Origin of the sequence: Alistipes sp. AM16-43, assembly GCF_003435745.1 — a bacterium.
Taxonomy (GTDB): domain Bacteria; phylum Bacteroidota; class Bacteroidia; order Bacteroidales; family Rikenellaceae; genus Alistipes; species Alistipes onderdonkii.
Genome location: NZ_QTUQ01000003.1, coordinates 33748 through 54318, shown reverse-complemented (window position 1 = coordinate 54318; position 20571 = coordinate 33748). Strand labels below are relative to the sequence as shown.

The window sequence follows — 20571 nt, the reverse complement described above, 5'->3', positions numbered from 1 at the left end:
GGCGGGTTTACCGCGACGCCGCCAGCGACGACGGGGTGACGCCCTCGGAGTTTTTCGCCCAGTCGCCGCGGGCGCGGAGCACCTGCTCGACAATGTCGCGCACGGCCCCTTCGCCGCCCCGGAACTCCGAGACGTAACGCGAAGCCTCGATCACTTCGGCCGCGGCGTCGGCCGGGCAGACCGGGATGCCCACCTCGCGCATGCACTCCAGATCGGGGATGTCGTCGCCCATGTAGATCGCGTGCGCAGGGTCGATGCCCTCGTCGGCGAAATATTCCCGCATGGCCGTGATTTTGTCCATGCAGTCGGTGTAGTAGCGGTTGATACCCAGCATCCGCAGGCGGTTTTCGAGCGTCTTGCCGCGTCCGCCGGTGATGATGCAGACCTTGTAGCCCATCTTGACGGCGTAGCCCAGCGCATAGCCGTCCTTGGCATTGTAGCGGCGGATGAAATCGCCGTCGAGCGTGGGGATGATGCCGCCGTCGGTCATCACGCCGTCCACGTCGAAGATAAACGCTTCGGTGCGGGCTATATCTTCTTTGAAATTTCCCATATGTTGTTACTTATTATCGAGTAGATGTTTTCGAGTCGGGGGTCGGCGGCGAGCAGTGCACGGTGGCGTGCCATCGTGGGCAGGTCGTTGCGCACGGCGGGGCCTGTCTGCACGTCGGCCGGGGAGGCGGCGTCGAGTGCCTTGGCGGCGGTCTCGGCCAGGAGCGGTTTGAGAACGTCGAAGGGCAGGCCCGCGCTGCGGACGATGCCTTCGCCGACGGCGTACATGTGGTTGACGAAGTTGCAGGCGAAAACCGCCGCGAGGTGCACCTTGGCGCGGCAGGCCGAGTCGGCCCACACCACCGTGTGCGAAAGACGGCGGGCGAAGGCTTCGAGTGCGGGACGCAGGGGGGAGTCGTCGGTTTCGAGGAAGAGGGGGATTTGCGAAAAATCCACGCTGCGCCCTTTGGTGAAGGTTTGCAGCGGATAGAAAACGGCGCGGCGTGCGTGGGCGGGAAGCGCATCGAGCGGCACGCTCCCCGCGGTGTGGGCGACGACGGCTCCTGCAGGCAGGGGCAGCGCCGTGGCTACCTCCCCGACGGCCTTGTCGCTCACCGAGATCAGGTATATGTCCGCGTCGGCCAGCCGTGCCGGGTCTGCCGTCCACTGCGTTCCGGCGAGTGCGGCGACAGCCTCCCCCTGTGCGGCGTTGCGGGCGAACAACTGTACCAGTTGCAGGCCGCTTCGGGCGACGGCCTGTGCCAATGCTTCGGCAAGGTTTCCGCTGCCGACGATCACTACGCGTTCCAAAGGTCTCTCCATATCGTTTTACAGTAAATCCACCAGCCGGACGTTGTCCTGCGATTTGCGGGCGGTCTCTTTGAGCGCTTCCAGTTCCTGATCGATGCGGGTCAGTTCGGCGCTCTGGGTCAGGTCGACGGTCGTTTGCCCTGATTTTTCGACCGCTTCGAGTATGCCGTAAACGGTCATCGACTGGGGGTCGTGCGCCGGGGCGAAGGCCACTTCGCGCTCGCCGTCGCCCGAGGGCACGGCGATCAGTTGTCCGGCCTGCACGAGTTGGTAAAGGATGTCGTTGACGATGCGCGTGGGCAGATCCAGTTGTGCCCGGATCTCGTCGGCCGGGGTGGCGCCGCCCTGGCCGCGGAAGCGCCGCACGACCGTGAGCATCACGGCCAGCAGGATCTTGCGCCGCTGGTCGTAGCTGATGAGCAGCGATTCGCGCTCTTCGCCGAAACGGGCGATGTTCTGGTAGGCGAACGACAATTCGCCGCCGAACAGCAGGATCTGCCACGAGGTCTGGAGCCAGATGAGCAACAGCGGCAGCGCTGCGAAACTGCCGTAGATGGCGTTGTAGGAGGTCATCCACCGCTGGATGTAGAGATAACCCCACTGGAAAAGCAGGAAAAGCGTGCCGGCGACGATGCCCGCCATCAGGGCGCTCCTGAATTTGACCTTCGTATTGGGGATGATGATATACAGGATGGTGAACATGATCCAGATGATGACCATTGAAGCCAGGTGCGAGAGCAGGGTGAAATACCAACTGCCGTCGAAGCCCAGCATCTGCTGGGCGTAGCTGCCGACGGCATTGGCGACGATCCACAACACAGGGACGATCATCACCACGGCGATGTAGTCGGTATACTGGCGGGTGAGGCTGCGTTCGACCTTGACCTCCCAGATGTTGTTGAAGGCGCTTTCGATCGAGCCGAAGACCCGGATCACCGCCCAGAAGAGCATGACCAGCGCCACGGCGGCCACCACGCCGCCCTGCGTACGGGCGAGCGCCTTTTCGGCGAACGTGACGATGTAGTCTACGATCTCGGGGTTCTGCGGGAAGAGGGCGTAGAGGTTTTCCACCAGCCCGTCGGCCAGCCCGAAGCCCTTGACGACGGCGAAGACCACCGCGACGATCGGTACCAGTGACATCAGCGTGTAGAACGTGAGTGCCGCGCTGCGGACGATGGTGCCGTGTTCGAGCAGGCCCCGCGCCGTGTAGAACAGCAGCCGGTATTGCTGCACGAGCCAGCGGATCACCGGGTTGCGCCATTCGCGGATGTCGCGCCGGAAGATCGTGTCCGTAAAATAGGTGAATATTTCGCTGATTTTCATAAGCCGTTTCCGTTCCCGTAACCCGGAGGCGCCGTGCCGAGGCCCGTGTGCCGTCGGGGCGGACGCTGTCCCAGTCGTGCAAATATAGCTATTCCAGCCGTACAACCCAAAAACCGCTCCCGATTTTCGTGAAGGCCAGCCGAACGTCGTTGCCGGCATGTACGCCCAGCCGCCGTCCCAGCTCTTCTGCGGCGAACGGGAAATCCCGTTTCATCAACTCCGCGCCGCGGCCTTTGAACGCGCGTTTCAGCCGCCGGGGGTCGTAGGGCTCGATACGTTCGATTGCGAATACTTTGCCAATTATCCCCTCTGGCCGCTCCGTGGCGAAACCATACCCGTTTTCGCTCCATATGTCGGCTTTGCCGCGCAGGTGCAGCCGTGCCAGCCGCGCTTTCTGCAACGCCACGTCGGGTACCACGAGCCACCGGTAACGATCCGGTTCGAACGCACCCGGGGGCGGGGTTGCGCCGGCTTGGGCGGGCGTTGCCGTGAACGAGCCGCGTCCGAGGGCGGTCGCGGTAATGCCGGGGCCCGTGCCGTCGGCGTAGATGACGACCTCCTTGCATTCGTCGCCCAGCGATACGGCCTCCACGCGGGCTCCGGGGAAGAGCCGCAGCGCCTCGCCGATGTCGAACAGCGGGGAGTTTTTGACGCACAGTCGTCCCGAAGCCCTGCTGATGAGCGGCATTAGGGAGAGTATGTCGGGCGAACAATCCTCGAGCCGTACCATTTTGCGTCCGTCGCCCGAACGGCGGTCGGGGTCGGCATAGACCCAGTCGAAATGCAGTCCGGGCTGTGCGAGGTATGTTTCGGCGGAGGTATTGACGACCTCGATGTTCGCGGTGCCGAGCCGCCGGAAGTTCTCCGCGGCGATGCGGGCGAGCGTCTGGTCGCGTTCGAGCGTCACCACGCGGCGGAAACGGCGCGCCAGGAAAAAGGCGTCGGCGCCAAGCCCGCAGGTGAGGTCGAGGACGGCCCCGCCCGCGATCCGCTTGTGGGCGGCGCAGGCTTCGCTCGATGCCTGTTCGAACGCCAGCGGCGGCAGGATGCACTGTGCGGAGGCGTACGAGGGGAGTTTCGCCTCCGCCCGCGCGAGGTACTTGACCTGCGTGGCGACCAGCCGGGCGTGGGGTGTGTTGCGGTCTAAGGCCACCTCCAGCGGGTCGCGGCCGCGGTTGGCGGCGATGGCCCGCTGCAATTCGTCCGTCAGCAGCAGCGTATATTCCCCGGGGGTTATCATGCCGGCAAATGTACGCTTTTTTTCGGCTCGAAAGACCATGCAGCCAGGGTGGTGAGCAGAAAAAACAGGTAGATGCCCGCCGTCGCCCCGCCGCCGAGGGTGTATTCGGCATATCCGCCCGGGAGCGCTGCGGCAGCTCGGGCCAGCGTGTTGAGTAGGCCGGCCGTGCCCGAAAGCACGGCGTCGAAGGTCGGGGCGAGCCAGTTTACGGGAAGGATCATCCAGACGGTGCCGCCCAGCACGACGATGCTTCCCACGAGGATCGCCACGGGATTGACGAGCAGCCCCGCCAGCGGGACTGTGCCGAAGGTGTGCGATACGAGGGGTGCCGTGGCGATGCCCGCCACGAGGCTGATGACGAGGGCGTCCGTGAGCAGGTTGAGCGCCCGCCGGCGGGTATGGAGCAGTCGGCAGAGCGGCACGCCCCAGGCGAGGATGGCCGCGACGGCGATGAACGAGAGCTGGAAACTGATGTCGCCCAGCCAGGCGGGGTTCCACAGCAGCATCCCGAAGCCGGCGGCCGCCAGTGCGTTGAGTGCGACGTACTCCGACGCCGAGGCCAGTGCGAACTGGAGCATCGTGCACATCACGGCCGCCCGCACGGCGCTGGGCGGGAATCCGACCGCCGCGACGAACAGCCAGATGCAGACCGTTGCGAGCAGGTTGCGCACCAAGTGCCCGCGGTGCAGCAGCGGCAGCCACCACAGCATGAGGTTGACCAGTGCGAAGACGATGCCCGTGTGCAGTCCCGAGACGGCCAGCAGGTGCGACAGCCCGCTGCGCGAATAGGCCGTGCGCAACTCCTGCGTGATGCCGCTCCGGTCGCCCGTGACCATGGCGCGGCAGACGGCGCTCGCATCGCCCTGCAATCCGATCCGTTGCATCCGCTCGACGGCGTGCAGGTGCAGGGCGCTGCTTCGTCCGGGCAGGCGCTCGATGAGGGTGCGCTCCGACAGCCACAACGTTCCGGCGAACCCCCGGCGTGCCATCAGCCGGCGGTAACTTTCCGCTCCGCCGCGAAACGGCCGCACCGAACCCCGGCAGCGGATTCTCTCGCCGGGGTAGAGGGCCGTCAGGCTGTCGGCATAGAGCATTATGCGGTCACCCGAGGCGTGCCAGGTTCCGTGTGAAGGATCGCGCCACGCTACGGCCGTCGCTTCGGCCGAGGTGTAACGTCCGCGGTCGGAGGGGATGCCCTCGACCGTGAGTTCGTAAGTCGTGTATATACCGCGGGGCAGCGTGTGCGCTGTGTCGCGGAGCTGTGAGGCGGCGAACCCGGCCATAAGCAGCATTACGAGTGCGCCGGACTGTGAGTGCAGCAACAGCGCCAGTGTCCCGGACAGCAAAAAAGCCCCTGCGAGGAACCACAGGGGCAGTGTGAAGCAGTCCGCGGCGAGAATCCCCGCGGCGAACGGTGCGACGGCTTTTACCATCGGCATACGGTCGAGTCGTGCGGACAGGGAGGCGGCTTTCATCTCTGCAAAGATAGTAAATTCGGATTGTTTTGTGCGACATCCGGGTGGGGTGTCCCGGTTTTTGGTCTGCTGCCGGCTCTTTGCGGATCCTCGCAACCCGCCTCCGTTTACTGTTTCCTTTCGTCGCCCGCCGGGCGGGTCAGCCGGATGCGGGCTTGTCGCGGACGAACAGTTCCCACCCCAGTTCCACCTCGCCCATGTCGGCCGCGGCGCCGTTTTCCACACGCGATACAGCCGCAGCCATGCGTAGCATCGTCGTGCGGTCGCGGGTGTCGAGCGGTTGCCCGTCCGGGATTCCGACGGCGTCGGCCACGGCGCGGATGTAGGTTTCGGTGTGGTTTTCCGAAGGCGGCGCCCACCGCGAAATCATGCCCCGGATCGTGTCGAGCCCGTAGCGTATCCGGTAGGTGTCAAGCAGTACGAATATCGCGCGGTAGCCCCATGCAAGGGACTCGAACTGTTTGAACGCCGGGTCGCGCGAGGGGCGCACTTCGCCCTTGTAGCGCACCTTCGACTGGCGGATATTGCCCGGGTTGCAGTTTTGCAGCCCCCTACTCATCGCCCGCCTCCTTTCGGATACGGCGGCGGACATACCGGCGCAGCCAATGGAACAGCGGTGCATCGGAGAGCTGTGCGGCATTTTCGAGGAACGACCACAGCTCCACGCCGCAGGTGAAGCCCGTGAAGAGCCGTGCCACGTTCAGCTGCATGAAGTCCAAGACACAGCTGTCTATCAGCCAGGCCATGGCGATGGCCGTGACCGTAAGTCCCAGTTTGAGCACCGTGCGCCAGGCCTCGCAGCTTTCGAAATACCAGGTGTGCCCCTTGCGGCGGGCAGCGGCGCGGCTGGCGGCTACGCCCGAGAGGAAGTCGATGCCGATGAATGCCATGGCACATGCCACCAGCGGGCCTATGGGGGCGAACAGGGCGATGAAACCCGCCGTGAGGCCGCTAACGAGTCTGTATAAGGTTTCCATCGATCGTGCAGCGTTTGAGGATGTTGTTGTCGGGATCGTATTCGGGAAACTCCGCGGCATGTGCTTCGAGGTGTTCTGCGGCGCGGCGCAGGAGCGTGCGGGCCTGGCGGCGCAGGCTGCGTTGCAGTTCGCACAGCGACTGGGCGTCGGCCGGCTGGTAGGAACCCGATTTGGGGGCTACGGTGCCGCATTGTCCGGTGCGGATGTCGAGCCGCGGCTGTACGGCGATGCGGGTGAAGAGCGCTACCGGGGCTGCGAGGTATTCGGCCGTGAAGCCGGCATGGAGGCCTGCGAGCAGCGTTTCGTGGAGTGCCCGTCCGATGACGGGCACGATGTAGCGCTGTTCGGCCGCTGCGATGTCGCCTTCGCCGATGGCTTCCGGCGCAAGGTACTCCCCGTCCGTAAAGGCCAATGCGACGGCTTGTGCGGGGGTGATCAGTGTGTTCATGATTGTCGTGGTTGAAATGAGTGTTCGAGTGCCGCCGGAGGCGGCGAACGGCAAGTTTCGAAAGGCCCGGAGAACCGGCCTTATTCTATGCTTCGTATGTTGTATTTCGTGATCTCCGACAGGAACGCCTGTTGGCGCTCGTCGTCGGGGTCGTAATCCAGCCCGTCGGCCTTGCGGGCTTCCCAGACCTTCATGTAGATGGGTTTGGAGCGCGTCGGCGGACGGTTGATGACCTGCAACGACGAGGCGTCTATCCCCAGGATGGACGTGATCGCCTCGCGCACGGGCTCCGTCAGTTCGGCCTGCTCGCCGAGGATGACCGTGTTGAGCGCCACTTCGTACTCGTGCAGGATGCGCTCGGCGCTGAATCCCGAGGCGTAGTCCAGCCCGCTCAGCGTCCGGAACCATGAGTGTGCCACGACGATGTCCGACACGGCCTGTTCGTGCAGCGCCTGCCAGTCGCCTTCGTTCTGCGACGCGATGGGGATGAAGCGCGAATTGTCGCTCTCGCCGCCGTCGCGGATGACGAACATCACCTGCCCGGGGTTGCCTGCGAATTTCTGTTCGGCCAGCCGTACGATGCGCTCGGCTTCGGATTCGTTGTCCACGGTGCTGTCGAGCATCATCACGCCCGAGAGCTGGAACGAGTTGTCGAGCCGCGAGATGTTCCATTTGTCGGTCTTGTAGGCGATGGCCGAGACGTTGAACCCGGCGATATAGGGTGGTACGCCGTAGTGCTCGAACATCGGTTCGTAGTCCTTGTAGTGGATCATGGCCCGCAGCGTGCCGTCCTCCTGTCGTTCGAAGGCCGGGTAGAGGGGCAGCGTCCGTGCCTCGGCGGCGTTGAAGGCCGCCCAGTCGTGGTGCAGCAGGATGTGCGCCGAATCGCGGGCCACGCGGCAGCGCGAAGCGTCCTGGTGGTGGAACGCGAGGAACGAGTGTTCCACGTCGGTCACTATTTCGAGGAAGGCGTTGCCGAACAGGGCCTTGTCGAAGGCCAGCTTGTTGAGCACCTGCCGCAGGCTCTCCCCGTCGCCGTTCACACGGCGGATGAAGGCCGCGAGCAGGGGTTCATGCCCCTCGTCGCAGGAAAACCCCTTGCCCGAGATGTAGTCGGCCTTGTCGTTGATGATGCGGCGGTGCGTGACCGAACGCCGGGCCATCAGCGCCAGGGCATTGGGGAAGAGATTGTCGTCGCCCCAGCGCCAGAACTTGTCGCTTTGGACGCTCCCCGCGCCCGATGTGATATATGGGTCGTCCGCACGGTTGGCGACCGCTACGGCCGGCTTGAATTTCTGTTTTCTGCTCATGCTTCTTGTTCTTTGAGCTCGGCGGCCGGGTCGGTGTCCTCGCTCGTAAGCGTCAGGACGGCCGGCGTGCCGTCGAGGGGTTTGATGCCCGACTCCATGGCGAAGGAGTCCGGGCGCAGGGGTTGCGAGGTGCCGAAGCGTGCCGACCATCCCGCCAGCAGCCGCTCGCCCGAGGCCATCGTGACCAGGGCTATGAGCCCTTCGGTCTCGGCCGCACGGCGGAGTGCCGGGGTGAAAGCCTTGCGGAACGCCTCGCGGTTCACGACCAGCGTGAGCGTGTGGCGCACGCGCTGTGGCCCGGCGTCGGTGTCGAGCCGTTCGGCATAGGACGAGCGTTGTTCGGCGAGCGGCAGGGCGGTGAGCTGCGTCGCGTCACGGAAAATCGCTTCGGCGCGCCCGTCCGCCGCCACCGCCGCCCGCAGGAGGTTTCCTGCGGGGGTGACCGTGACGGCTGCGACGCCCCCAGCCGGTTTGCGGGGTGTGGAGTCTGCCATCGTTATGCCGGGTTGTAGGCGTAGGTCATCAGCGTCTCGTCGAGCACGTCGCACCCGGCCATGAAGACGGCACGCTGGCGGTTTTCCATCAGGTCGGGGTTGTACCACATGCGCACTTCGTTGCCGGGGAAATCGGCCGTGTTGACCGCCAGTACCAGGTTGCGGCGGTCGGTCAGCAGGCAGAACGACTTGTGCAGCGACGTACTGGCGAGGTAGGAACCCAGACGCACGTCCACGAGCGGTATGCCGTGGTAGGCGAGGCTCGGACGGCCTTCGGTGGTCGCCATGTAGGCGGCATCGGCACTCTTGCCGTCGAGGTATTTCTCGAAAGCGTAGTAGATGTCCGACGTGACGAAGAAGGCGAGCTGCCCGTCGGCCTTCATGTCCTTGACACGCTCGTCGGCGTTCATCCAGAGGTCGTCGAGGACGGCGACTACCTTCCCGGGATCGGAGAAATCCTCAGCCTGGCAGATCGAGTTGTAGAACTTCTCCTGCATGGCTCCGGCCTTCACGGTCTTGAGGAACCCGTCGAAGGTGTTGTAACCCGATGCCGCCGAGGTGTCGCCCACCCACATCGTGGCGCGGATGCTTTCGGCGACGGCCTGTTTGAAGAGTGCTGTCTCGGCCTGTTCGAGTTCGGTGCCCGTCAGGTCGTCCATGTTGACGTCGGCGCGTGCGGCGATCTTTTCATAGACCAGCGAGAAATAGTCGGCGGCCGAAAATCCCAATTCGGCCTTCACGCGGCCCAGGCTGATGGTTTTCTGCAGCTTGGTCGCCGCGTTACCGCCCGTCCATCCGGCGGCGGAGTATTTCTGGAGGACGTTGCGCTGTCCGTCCCAGAGCTGGATGGTCGTGGGTACGGGCATGTTATAGAGTACCCGCACGCCCAGTTCGCGGGCGGAGTCGCCGCTCAGGATCGGACGGAAAAAGATGGTTTCGAGGTCGGAACCGGTGTACTGTTTTGCACTTTCTAAGAAACTCATGGCTGATTTGTTTTTGGTGTTGGGTTATGTCGTGTGTGAATGTCAGATGCCTTTGAAGCGTTTGACGTCTTCGGCGTAGGCGCGTTGGTTCGCCGTCCGCACCGTGTCGCCGTACGACGGGTCTTCGCGCGGTTTGGTGCAGGTGGGCGAGGCGTTCTGCTGCGCTTGCCGTATGGCCGTGGCCGAGCGGCGCAGCAACTCCTGCCGTTCTCCCGCGGTGAGCAGTACATTGCGGTCGGCGGGAAGCTCCTCGCGGCGGTTGAGCCCGATGCCTGCGAGCAGCCGCTCCCAGCCGCGGGCGATATTCCCTGCCAGCGAGGGTGCCGTGCGCTCCCCGTTGTCGGTCACCGTGTCGGCGAGCCCTGCTGCGACGGCCTCTTCGGGCGACAGCCAGCGGCCGTTGCCGTTGTTTTCGGCCATCAGCGCCTCGAACTCCCCGGCCGGGCGACCGGAACGGGCGGCATAGACCGCGGCGATGCGCGTGTCGGTCTGGCGGAGCAGGTCGAGTTTTCCCGCTATCTCTGCGGCGTTGCCTTCGGCGGCACAGATGGCCGTGTGGATCAGGTAGAGGGCGTTGGCCGAGATTTCGCGGCAGCCGGGCGATGCGGCCTGTGCGATGATCGTCGCCGCCGAGGCCGTGTAACCGTAACAGCGGGTGATGATGTGCGCATCGAGCGAGCATAGTGCGTCGTGGATCAGGAGTGCGTCGTTGACGTCGCCGCCCGTCGAGCGGATGTCGACCACGATCTGCGGGGCGTCGATCCCGGCGATGCGCTGCACCGTGTCGCGGAACTTCTCGTAGGTTGCGACGCGCGCTTCGGGCTGGTCGAACTGCCACTCTTCCGGTACGCCGATGGTGCCTTCGATCTCGATGCGGCAGACGCCGGCGCTGTTTTTGATTTGGATTTCCGATTTCATGTTTCAGGATTTGTACGTGTTGTAATAGTAGCTGCGCACCTTTTCGTAGGAGCAGCAGAATTCGTCGGCCGTGACGTGCATGGCCTCGCAGCGGGGTACGCCTTCCTCTGCCAGCCGGTCGACCCGTGCCCGTACGGCCCGTTGTTCGCAGGCCCGCAGGTTGACCAGTCCCAGTCCGAACAGCCGTTCGACGGCCTGCTCCCCTTCCAGGCCGCCTATTGCGCCGAGCAACACTTCGGCGAGCCGTTTTTCGTGCCGTGTCATCATCCTTCGCTCAGGCGTGTGAAGGTGCATCTGGCCGATGCCGCCTGCGGGTCGTAGCTTTCGATAGCATGGAGCGTGGCGCGGATTTCCTCGCCCCCGGTGTCGAGCCGGAATACCGAACGCAGGTCGGGCATCCCGGTGCCGGGCGTGAAGAGGCTTTCGAATTCGTGCGGCGCGAGCCGCAGCGAGAGGGTGATGCGCTGGCAGGTGGCTTCCTGTGCTGCCTGGCGGTCGTAGCGATGGTGCAGGCCGCGGATGCCGTCGCGGTCTTCGAAACAGAGCGTGAAGCCCTCCGTCGCTGCGTCCCCCGTGAAGTGGAATGCCGCGAGCGGGTATTCCGCCAGCCCCGAAGGATACCCCCAGCGTTCGCCCGCGGGCAGCGGGTGCAGCCCGGCGAAGCGCACGATACGGGGCGTGAAGTTGGTGCCGTCCTCCTGCACGTCATCCCGGTCGCCGACCTGCATGATCTGCGCCGAGGGGGCGTTGGCATAGTGCCCTGCCTCGCTGAGCGTGGGCCGGAAGAGGGGGTTGCGCAATACTTGGTCGCCCTCTCGTGCGGCATAGGAATCGGTGCGGACGCTCCACTCCCCGAAGGGGCTCCCGGCTCCGGCATTGAAACGGTTCACGGCGCCGTCGCCTTCCTGGTAGCCCCACGTGCGGCTTTCGTGTATTTCGGGGGCGATGTCGGCCAGCACCACGGGCTGCGAGAAATCGCTCCTGTCACGCCAGTCGGCCGTGGTTCCGCTGCCGAAAAATTCGTCGGCGGGTTCGATGCGTACGGTCTTGGTCTCCTCCTCGGTGTGGAACCTCAGGTTGAAGAGGTGTTGCAGCGCTTCGAGCAGTGCCGACTGCCGGATTGGGTGCCGGGCGACGTCGGCGAAAGTGATTGCGGAGCCGTAACCCGGTGCCGACGAGAACCGCGGTCGGAGTGAACACTCCTTGTGGAGCGTGAGCGACATTCCCTCCTCTGCGCCGTAGAAATAAATCCGGTCGAAGAATTTGGGTGATGCGGGGGCGATGCGTTCCGGGGCGGTTCGTACCCGCAGCTCGACGGTCGTCCGTCCCGATTCGGTGACGTATCCGTCGTACAGCGCCCAGTCGCCCGCATAGCGTACCCAGCGGGTGCCGCTGCGGATGAGCAACACGGGGTCGGCGACGGTGCCCGAGGCCGGGGTCGTGACCTGCGCCGTGCGCGCCGAAAACTCCGTCCAGAGAGCCTCTGCCACTCCATCCTTCGTGTAGGCCAGGCGGTATTGTGCCCCGTCGGTGTGGTCGAACACGATAGCCAGGTAACGGTGCCCGGGAGAGATGTCCGTCCGGCGGTCTTCATATCGGTTCGCCAGCGTGAAGGGCATGTCGGCGCCCGTCCCGAGGTAAACCGAGTCGAATCCCCGGAGCCGCTCACGCGTCAGGATACGGTGGTCGGTGGTGTATTTCAGGTAGTATTCGAAGCCCACACTCACTTCGGTCGTGGGGGTGAAGACGATGCGCCCCTTGTCGAACCCGAAGCAGTTGCCGTTGTTGCAAAGTTCGGGAATCGGCTCCCCGTCGGTGTCGAGCGTCTGCGGCGTGGCCGTTTCGACGATGTTGCCCACGCTGTTGGCCGTTGTGCTCGGGTTGGCCGACACCCGCCCCAGGTGGTTGCCCTGTGCGGTGGCCGGAGCCAGCCTGCGGGCGTAGAAGCCCATCCGCGCAGCAAGCGCCGCCGTGTCGCGCGACGGGTAGGCACCGCTCATGTAAAGCGAGCGGAACTCCGGACTGCCCGTGAAATTGCTTTCGATGCGGTAGCCGGCCTCTGCGAAGATCGTCTCGACGAGCGTCGCCACGTGCAGGAAGGGATGGTAGTCGTCCACCGAGAGGATCCTTTCGGCGGGCAGCAGATCCGACGGGCTGTTCTGTTGCGGGTATTCGTCGCGGCGGATCGGGAAAAACTTTACGGGCGAATCGTCCGTCCAGCTGGCCGAGACGGTCGACGGGAGCAGGCGCGCATGATAATCGATGCCCAGGGCGCTGAACACCCGTCGGGCGGCATTTTTCGCCCAGCGGGCACCGCCTTCGCGAATTTCGATCCGGTACCCTTCGTCCGAAACCTTGAGCAGCCGTACCGTCCCGGCCAGCAACTTCGCCCCTTCGGCCGAGAGCACAGCCCTGTGGAGCGAGGCGTTGAACCGCCCTGAGGTATGCGGGTCGCGGGCGAATCCCAGAAGCGCCTCGTTACGGGGCGTCGCGGGGAGCGTGAACTCCTGCGACCGGCCTTCCCGTGCGGCTTCCACGTCCGCGAGTTCCGCGGCGGCGTAACCCCCGACGGCGATGGGCTCCCCGGCCAGGTCGCAGGGCTTCGAGTCGATCGTCAGTTCCATGGCATCCCGGTTTTACGTTTGGGACGGATTTCGATTTCGAGGCAGGTCACGGCGCCATGCCGGTGCAGGACGCTCTTTTCCGTAACGACGTCGACCGCCGTGTAGCCGTCGTCCTCCGCCAGCCAGACGTCGGGCGAGGAGAGGACTTCGGAAAGCCCTTCGAGGGTCGCCCGGGGTTCGTAGGCCGACACGAGTACCGTCCGCCGTTCGGCACGGGTTCGGGCGACCAGATGCCCTTCGGCTCCGTATGCCCGTTGCCTGATTGTTTCGACGGACTCCGACTTTTCGACCGGGAAGGTGTAATGTTCGATCCCTCCCGCGCTGCTGCGCCAGGCCAGCCGCCGGGCTCCGGTGGGGGCGGAGATGACCGTGTAGGCGACCGAGCCGCAGGCTCCGGCGTCTACGGTCAGTGTTTCGGCTTCGGGGAAGTCGCGCGTGTCGAGCCGGAAGACATGCAATCCTCCCGTGGCCGTGCGGTAGCTTTCGGCGGTCGTGGTCGTCCCCGATTGTGCCGTGACGGTTACCGTGACGGCTTCGTCCGAGAAGAGCGTCAGTTCGTCGCTCTCGCCGTGCGAGATCAGGCGGACGAGCGGCATTGAGGTCAGCAGGGCGAATGCCGTTACGTTTGTCCGGCAGGGGAGGAACGTCCGCAGCGGGGAGTGGACGGTCGGGGCCGTTCCGGTTGCCTGTGCCGCTTGGGCCTCGATGTAGGCCGTCACGGTACGCCCGTCTGCCATGCGGAATCCCGTGCTTCCGGTCGTCGGGACGAACGCGACGGTGCGCCGCAGGTAGGGGGCGGCATCGAACGAGGCGGACGTGACTCCGGCGAAGCGTTTGGCGCCGATCAGCGTGCCGTTCCCCGCATCCGCGATGCGCAGGTCGAGGGTGGCGGTTTCCTGCGTGGTGACGGTGTAACGGAGTTCCCCGCTGAGCGGGGCGTACTCCGGCGGAATTTGTGTGAATGTCATTTGGATGGATGTTTGGGGTGTTGTTGCGGCGGATTGCAGGAGGGTGTCCGTCGCCGGCTGCAGCGTGCCGGCGTTTCTGTTGCGTGCCCGTAACCCGGGCCGGGTTGCGGCCGTGCGGACGGCGACGGTACGCCGTGCTAAAACCACGTTACGATGCGGGCGGTGGCGGTTTGCGAAATTTCGCCGTGCGGGGTGAGCGAGAACGAGCGCGGGCGGACGGAGAGCCCTTCGACGGCGAGGATGCGTTCGTAGAGCGAGAGCTCCGCGAAGATTTCGAGCATCTGCGTCTCCATTTCGGCCAGTGCCGTGCGCCGCTCCGCAGGGGAGATGCGTGCTCCGGGGCGGAGCAGGTGCAGCGTCATGTCATAGGTCGCCCGTCCGTGAGTACGCCCTTCGACGGCGTGCAGTTCCGGGGGTGCCAGCCATGCCGCGGGGTAATTCCGCACGGTGTGGCCCATGTCGCCCTCCGGCCCGGTGTAGAAGGTGTAACCCCGTTGTGCCGTGAGCTTTTCCGCCGCACCCTCGAGGTGGGTGCGATTCATTGTTGATAAACAGGTTGAAAGGTTGTTGAAAAACGAGAATAACAATTCGTAAACGACTGGCAGTGAGTTCTGTCCTGATGTCGATAACTTGTGCACTGTGCACCGTGCGGTGTGAATTGTGTGGCAAATATACGACGGCGTATACCCCCTTGTCAAGAGGCGGAAGCACTTTTTCTAAAATTTGTGGAAAAACTCCCGAATTTTGATTACCTTTGCAACATCGAACCAACAGTTTTATACCCTTATGGATGATGGTCATAGTTCCACGTATAGCGGCCGTGTCGTATCTCAATACGATACCGTTCATCTATGGTATCGAGCACGAAGGTAACCTCCGTGCCGAACTGCTGTTGTCTCCGCCTTCCCTCTGTGCAAAGAATTTCGCCGAACACAAAGCCGACATCGCACTGGTGCCGGCCGCAGCCGTGCCGTCGCTGGCGGATGCGCAGGTAGTGACCGAATACTGCATCGGAGCCGCCGGCCCCGTGCGGACGGTGGTGCTCCTGAGCAATGAGCCGATCGAAAAGGCGCGCCGCGTATTTCTCGATGCTCATTCGCTCACTTCGGTGCAACTGGCCGGCTACCTGCTGGCGAAGCACTGGAAAGTCACCCCCGAATACTATACGCTCGAAGATTATGCGCAGCTGGGGCACGCCCTGCCGGGCGACGCCTTTCTGCTGATCGGCGACAAGGTCTTCGACCACGAAGGACGTTTCGCATACTCGTACGACCTGGCCGCCGAGTGGAAAAAGGCCACGCGGCTGCCTTTTGCGTTCGCCGTCTGGGTCGCCCGCAAGGGTACCGCCCCCGACCTCACGGAGGGGTTGCAGCATGCGCTGACTTTCGGTATCGAGCACACCTACGAAGCAATTCTCGAACATGGTTTCGACAACAAACCGTACGATGCGTATGCCTACCTTACGCAGAATATCGACTATATTTTCGACAATCAGAAGCATAAAGCGCTGCAAAAGTTCTGGGACTCGGGTATCAAGGTAACCCCGAGGGCCAATCCCGGCTGAAGAGCTTAGCGGACAGCCGATCCGCCTCTCTGCCGAACAGGATTTTTAACTTTAAGAAGGAGAGCGTTTTATGATTACAATTTACCTCAAGCAGTACAACAAGATTATCCGGAATGCCGATACGAAGCTCTTCGACGAGCTGGGTTACGACGACATTCTGTGGATTGACATGCTCCTGCCGACCATTAAGGAGCAGAAGGCCGTCGAGAATTTTATGGAGATCAGCCTCCAGACCAAACAGCAGGTTGAGGAGATCGAGTCCACGTCGAAATATTCGGAGAACGAGAATGCCATCATCTCCAACTCCAACTTCTTCGTGCCGACGGGCGATACGTTCATCGTCGAACCCGTGTCGTTCATCATCTCCAACGAGGGTGTGCTGGTTTCGGTGCGCAGCGCCGAGTTCCGCACCTTCCGTGAAACGGAAAAACGCCTTCAGATGAACTACCGCAGCTATTCGACGGGCTACCACCTTTTCATTTCGCTGCTCGAGGTGCGCATCGATTTCGACGCCGACCTGGTGGAGCTGATCGCCAAGCAGGTCGCGGCGCTCTCGAAGGACATCAACTCCGAGGACTCGATCGACAAGGCCGTTCTGCACCGCATCAGCGCCCTGCAGGAGAGCACGATGTCGCTGCGCGAGAATATCTTCGACCGCCAGCGCGTGTTGTCGGGCATCCTGCGTTCCGAGCGCTTCCCGAACGATATCTACCCCCGCCTGCAGCTGATGATCAAGGACGTCAACTCGCTGATCAACCATGCCGATTTCAGCTTCCAGCGACTGGACTATATCCAGGACGCCGCGCTGGGTCTTATCAACATCGAGCAGAACGAGATCGTCAAAATTTTCTCCGTGGCCGCGGTGATCTTCATGCCCGCGACGCTCATTGCGTCGATCTATGGCATGAACTTCAAATTCATGCCCGAGTTAGACTGGACGCTGACGCTCGGAAACGGCTGGAACATCCCCCTGGGCTATATCTTTGCCATCGGCCTGATGATCTTCTGCTCGGCGCTGACCATCTGGTATTTCAAATACAAAAAGTGGCTGTAATGCAACTGGCCGAATCGACGTTCTGCAGCTGACAGCCCTCCCCCGCCATGCGGAGCGTCCTCCATGCGCGGCCCGTGTCCTGCGGCTGTTTGCGACACGGCACGCCGTTCCGTATGCGGAATCTCCGCACCCCGCGGATTTGCGGATTTATCCCGCCCTTGTCGGGGGCGGGATTTTTGGTGTCCGGCCGGAGCGCTGTCTCCGTAATCGGTGCGACCGCTTTCCCGGCGGCTTCATGCGGTAGCGCTTCCGGCGTTCCGTGCCTGGTGTTCCATCCCGGTATCCGGCCTTTCCCCTCGGCTCCGGTTCCCTTTTCCGTTTCCGGGGGCACGCTTTTTCTGTCCTTTTCGCCCCTTCCGTTTTCCTCCTCGCGCATCCGTTTTCCGGCGCTCCCCGTTCCACGCTTTCCCGCTCGGGTTTTCTCTTCTTTCTTAAGAAAGAAAGAGAATGTGGCCTTTTCCCCGCAAATTTCGTATATTTGCAGGCTATAAGCTGTGTCCATGCTCGAAAAACTTGCAAAACAGACTGCCGTCTACGGCATCAGTACTATTGCCGTAAGGTTCCTGAGCTATCTGCTCACGCCTTACTATACCCGCATTTTCGGGCAGGAGACCTATGGTATCGTCACGGATATCTACGCCCTGATCCCGCTGGCGCTCACGCTGCTGACGATGGGCATGGAGTCGAGCTATTTCCGCTTTTCGGCCAAGGCCGAGGAGGCGGGCGGTGATGTGAAGGCCGCCAAACGCAGGCTTTTCGCCACGACATGGGGCGTCACCTCGCTTGCCGCGGCCGTTTTCTTTGTCGTCGTCGCCTTTTTCCGTGACGGGATTTCGCACCTGATGGGCGAGGCTTATGTGGCACACCCCGAATACATCGTCTGGGTAGGGCTCATCATCCTGTTCGACGTCTGGTCATGCATCCCCTTCTCACGGCTGCGCGAGCAGGGACGGGCGTTGCTGTTCGTCGGACTCAAGGCGTTGGGCGTCGTGCTCAATGTCGTCCTGGCCGTGGCATTCGGCCTCGCCGGGCTTTTTTCCACCGGGTTCGGCGTGGGTTGGGTCTTCGTCGCCAACCTTGTCGCCAGTGCCCTGACGTGGCTGGTAATCCTCGCCACCGTCGATCGTACCGTGCCGAAGATCAACTGGGCCCTGCTGGCCGCCGTTTTCGCCTATTCGCTGCCATTGCTTATCGGCGGGCTGGCGGGTACGGCCAACGAGTTCATCGACCGCCAGCTGATCAAATACCTCGTGCCCGAGGGGGCCATGGCGGAGCTGGGGGTTTACGGCGCTATCACCAAGATCGCCGTGGTGATGATGCTTTTCTACCAGATGTACCGCCTTGCCGCCGAGCCGTTCTTCCTCTCAAACTTCAAAAAGTCCGATTTCGTGCAGATGAACGCCGCGGCGCTGAAATACTATGTCATGGCCTCGATGCTGATCTTCCTGGGCATCGCCCTGTTCCGCGACCTGTTCGCGCTGATCGTGGGCCGCGATTTCCGCGAAGGGATCTTCATCCTCCCGGTCGTGCTCGGGGCCAACGTGCTGACAGGCGTGTGGCTCAACCTCTCGTTCTGGTATAAACGCGAGGAGAAAACCTCGCTGGCGATCGTCGTTACGGGTGCCGGGCTCGTCGCCATGATGGCCTTCGGTTTCTGGTTCATCCCGCTGTGGGGATACTACGGGGCTGCCTGGGCCCGGCTGGCGAGCGAGTCGGCGATGGTGGGTGTGAGCTGGTGGCTCAACCGCCGGTTTTACCCGACGCCCTACGACTGGGGGCGCATCGGCGAGTATGTGGCCGTGGCGCTTGCGGTCTTTGCGGCCTGCGAAGCAGTAACGGCCTTCGACGGCAATAAATTGATAACCTATGCGTTTAATATAGTGCTGTTTGCGGCTTATGCCGTCTACCTCGTCCGCCGCGAGCGGATCGATGTCGGGGCGATGCTGAGAGCGGCGCTGAAACGGAAATAGACAATGCCGAGACACCTGTATATCCGAACCGTGCTTGCCGGGGCGAGTGTGAACCCGGTGGGGAAATGATATGGCTATGAAACGGAAGGTGAAAGAGAAGGCCGTGGTGCTGGCGATGAGTTTCGTGCTCTTCATGGGAGGTGTATTTGCGCTTTCGATGGATCGCGGCAACGGCCGTACGATCGTCCTGGTATTCGTTGTGCTGGCGCTGCTGGCTATCGCCGCCCGGCAGACGATACGGAGTTTGAAGAAGAAAAAGGAGTAGAAGATATGCGTTTTGCAGACATAACGGGACAGGAGGATCTGAAACGGCATCTGGTGCAGAGTGTCGATGCAGGGCGGGTGAGCCATGCCCAACTCTTCACAGGGCAGGCGGGTGCGGGTGCCCTCGCCCTTGCCGTGGCCTATGTGCAATACCTTTGCTGCCACCATCGCCATGACGGCGATTCGTGCGGCGAGTGTCCCGACTGCAGGCAGATCGCTGCGTTGGCGCACCCCGACCTGCACCTGGTTTTCCCGGTCAACAAGCAGGGGAAGAAATCCGGCGAGGTGATGCGCAGCGATGAGTTCCTGCCGCTGTTCCGCGCGGTTTTCTCCGAAAACGGCGGCTATTTCTCGGCGCAGGACTGGTACGAACGCCTCGACCTGGGCAAGACGCTCAAAGGCATGATCGCAGCCCGTGAGGCCGACGAAATCATCCGCAAACTCTCGTTCAAGAGTTTCGAGGCCGACTATAAGACAATGCTGATCTGGCTCCCGGAAGCGATGAACGAGGAGGCGGCTAATAAGATCCTCAAGATCTTGGAGGAGCCTTGGGAAAAGACGCTTTTCCTGCTGGTTTCCGAGCAGCCCGACCGCCTGTTGCCGACGATCCTCTCGCGTACACAGGAGGTCGCCGTGCCGCGCATCGCACCCGACGTTCTGGAGCGTGTGGCCCGCGAGCGGGGGATCGCCGATCCGGTGAAAGCCCGTAACATGGCCCGTCTTGCAGGGGGCGATCTGCTGGAACTGAAACACCTCGTGGCCGGCGAGAGCGATGCCTTGCGGAAAGAGAATTTCGACCTCTTCTGCGGGCTTATGCGGCTAAGCTACAACGACAAGCATCTGGAACTCGTCGCCTGGGCCGAAGATGCCGCACAGCTCTCGCGCGAGCAGCAGCGTGCTTTCCTGCGGGATGCCGCGCGCCTCTTGCGCGAGAGTTACATGCTCCATGCGGGCATCAATGAAGTCTGCTACCTCTGGGGCGAGGAGCTGGCTTTCTGTACCAAATTCGCCCCTTTTATCGGATCGCAGAACATAGAACCGCTCATCGGCGAGATCGAAAGCGCTTTGGCGCAGATTTCGCAGAATGGCAATCCGACGATCGTATTCACCCATTTTGCCCTTGCGGTGAGCAAAATGATAAAACGACTCTGACTTATGGCACGTGTAGTACTTCTTACCGGCGGCAATACGGGCGACGTGAAACGGACGCTCCAGGCTGCGCAACAACTCATCAACGCCCGCGTGGGCGCCGTGCTGCGTTGTTCGCATCGTTACGAGAGCAAGCCGTGGGGCTTCGATGCCGAACAGCATTTCTCGAACCAGGCGCTAGAGGTATCCACCGATCTGCAACCGCTCGAGGTGCTTGAGGCTGTGCAGGCCATCGAGCAGGAACTGGGCCGCAACCGCGCGGCCGAAGCGGTCGAGAAAGCCCGTACGGGCGTGGCCTACACCTCGCGGTCGATCGATATCGACATCCTCTTCTACGACGACGAGGTGATCGCAAGCGAGCGGCTCACCATTCCCCACCCGCTTCTCTCCGAGCGGGAATTCGCCCTGGCTCCGCTGTGCGAAATCATGCGCCAGCGCCGCCACCCGGTCACGGGGCAGACTATGGAGGAGATGTACGAGGCCCTGCGCCCGAACGAAAATTAAAAAA

At 62.8% G+C, this 20571-nt stretch carries 22 protein-coding genes; 6 read left to right on the top strand and 16 right to left on the bottom strand.

Translation table 11 applies throughout. From position 1 onward, the window contains the following. Positions 1-7: 7 nt before the first annotated feature. From DW189_RS06250 to DW189_RS06175, 16 genes are all read right to left on the bottom strand, one after another. A complete protein-coding gene (locus DW189_RS06250; protein WP_018695525.1) occupies positions 8-553 on the bottom strand; it encodes a KdsC family phosphatase in 546 nt (181 codons plus the stop codon). Next, positions 529-1302 (bottom strand): Rossmann-like and DUF2520 domain-containing protein, encoded by a 774-nt coding sequence (locus DW189_RS06245; protein WP_117507231.1) that lies wholly within the window; start codon positions 1300-1302, stop codon positions 529-531. Before DW189_RS06245 ends, DW189_RS06250 begins: the two co-directional genes overlap by 25 nt. Before the next feature lie 18 nt (positions 1303-1320). Beyond that, positions 1321-2625, bottom strand: a complete 1305-nt coding sequence (locus DW189_RS06240; protein WP_117507230.1) for a YihY/virulence factor BrkB family protein — start codon at positions 2623-2625, stop codon at positions 1321-1323. An 88-nt stretch (positions 2626-2713) separates the two neighbouring features. Continuing rightward, entirely contained in the window at positions 2714-3865 is a 1152-nt protein-coding gene (locus DW189_RS06235; protein ID WP_117507229.1) for a class I SAM-dependent methyltransferase, read from the bottom strand. Then, positions 3862-5340 carry a ComEC/Rec2 family competence protein gene (locus DW189_RS06230; protein WP_117507228.1) on the bottom strand — a complete coding sequence of 493 codons (1479 nt, stop codon included), beginning with the start codon at positions 5338-5340 and terminating at the stop codon, positions 3862-3864. Before DW189_RS06230 ends, DW189_RS06235 begins: the two co-directional genes overlap by 4 nt. A gap of 139 nt (positions 5341-5479) precedes the next feature. Further along, a complete protein-coding gene (locus tag DW189_RS06225) occupies positions 5480-5899 on the bottom strand; it encodes a structural protein (protein ID WP_018695520.1) in 420 nt (139 codons plus the stop codon). Continuing rightward, positions 5892-6317, bottom strand: coding sequence for a phage holin family protein (locus DW189_RS06220; protein WP_022332775.1), 426 nt, complete (start codon positions 6315-6317; stop codon positions 5892-5894). Before DW189_RS06220 ends, DW189_RS06225 begins: the two co-directional genes overlap by 8 nt. Beyond that, positions 6292-6765 (bottom strand): hypothetical protein, encoded by a 474-nt coding sequence (locus DW189_RS06215; protein WP_117507227.1) that lies wholly within the window; start codon positions 6763-6765, stop codon positions 6292-6294. Before DW189_RS06215 ends, DW189_RS06220 begins: the two co-directional genes overlap by 26 nt. An 80-nt stretch (positions 6766-6845) precedes the next feature. Continuing rightward, a complete protein-coding gene (locus DW189_RS06210) occupies positions 6846-8075 on the bottom strand; it encodes a phage portal protein (protein ID WP_032134589.1) in 1230 nt (409 codons plus the stop codon). After that, positions 8072-8569 carry a hypothetical protein gene (locus DW189_RS06205; RefSeq protein ID WP_117507226.1) on the bottom strand — a complete coding sequence of 166 codons (498 nt, stop codon included), beginning with the start codon at positions 8567-8569 and terminating at the stop codon, positions 8072-8074. The genes DW189_RS06210 and DW189_RS06205 overlap by 4 nt, the downstream gene beginning before the upstream one ends. 2 nt (positions 8570-8571) lie before the next feature. Further along, positions 8572-9552 (bottom strand): hypothetical protein, encoded by a 981-nt coding sequence (locus DW189_RS06200; protein WP_117507225.1) that lies wholly within the window; start codon positions 9550-9552, stop codon positions 8572-8574. 42 nt (positions 9553-9594) lie between these two features. Beyond that, positions 9595-10470, bottom strand: coding sequence for a Clp protease ClpP (locus tag DW189_RS06195; protein ID WP_117507224.1), 876 nt, complete (start codon positions 10468-10470; stop codon positions 9595-9597). Positions 10471-10473: 3 nt separating this feature from the next. Continuing rightward, positions 10474-10737 (bottom strand): hypothetical protein, encoded by a 264-nt coding sequence (locus DW189_RS06190; protein ID WP_022332781.1) that lies wholly within the window; start codon positions 10735-10737, stop codon positions 10474-10476. Continuing rightward, a complete protein-coding gene (locus tag DW189_RS06185) occupies positions 10734-13094 on the bottom strand; it encodes a hypothetical protein (protein WP_117507223.1) in 2361 nt (786 codons plus the stop codon). The genes DW189_RS06190 and DW189_RS06185 overlap by 4 nt, the downstream gene beginning before the upstream one ends. Continuing rightward, complete coding sequence (locus tag DW189_RS06180) at positions 13085-14062, bottom strand: hypothetical protein (RefSeq protein WP_055201720.1); 978 nt, start codon at positions 14060-14062, stop codon at positions 13085-13087. The genes DW189_RS06185 and DW189_RS06180 overlap by 10 nt, the downstream gene beginning before the upstream one ends. 137 nt (positions 14063-14199) lie before the next feature. Beyond that, entirely contained in the window at positions 14200-14604 is a 405-nt protein-coding gene (locus DW189_RS06175; RefSeq protein WP_055201721.1) for a hypothetical protein, read from the bottom strand. A gap of 248 nt (positions 14605-14852) precedes the next feature. Here DW189_RS06175 and DW189_RS06170 point away from each other — a divergent pair, with 248 nt between their 5' ends. The 6 genes from DW189_RS06170 (at position 14853) to folK (ending at position 20567) form a co-directional block, all read left to right on the top strand. Next, complete coding sequence (locus DW189_RS06170) at positions 14853-15626, top strand: menaquinone biosynthetic enzyme MqnA/MqnD family protein (RefSeq protein ID WP_055201722.1); 774 nt, start codon at positions 14853-14855, stop codon at positions 15624-15626. 70 nt (positions 15627-15696) lie between these two features. Beyond that, positions 15697-16680 carry a CorA family divalent cation transporter gene (locus DW189_RS06165; RefSeq protein WP_018695508.1) on the top strand — a complete coding sequence of 328 codons (984 nt, stop codon included), beginning with the start codon at positions 15697-15699 and terminating at the stop codon, positions 16678-16680. A gap of 500 nt (positions 16681-17180) precedes the next feature. Next, complete coding sequence (locus DW189_RS06155) at positions 17181-18650, top strand: lipopolysaccharide biosynthesis protein (protein ID WP_117507222.1); 1470 nt, start codon at positions 17181-17183, stop codon at positions 18648-18650. 76 nt (positions 18651-18726) lie between these two features. Beyond that, on the top strand, positions 18727-18915 hold the full coding sequence (locus DW189_RS06150; protein ID WP_022332529.1) for a hypothetical protein: 189 nt from the start codon (positions 18727-18729) through the stop codon (positions 18913-18915). Positions 18916-18920: 5 nt separating this feature from the next. After that, positions 18921-20066: an ATP-binding protein gene (locus DW189_RS06145; protein ID WP_117507221.1), complete on the top strand. Its 1146-nt coding sequence runs from the start codon at positions 18921-18923 to the stop codon at positions 20064-20066. A gap of 3 nt (positions 20067-20069) precedes the next feature. Further along, positions 20070-20567 carry a 2-amino-4-hydroxy-6-hydroxymethyldihydropteridine diphosphokinase gene (gene folK / locus DW189_RS06140; RefSeq protein ID WP_117507220.1) on the top strand — a complete coding sequence of 166 codons (498 nt, stop codon included), beginning with the start codon at positions 20070-20072 and terminating at the stop codon, positions 20565-20567. Positions 20568-20571 lie beyond the last annotated feature (4 nt).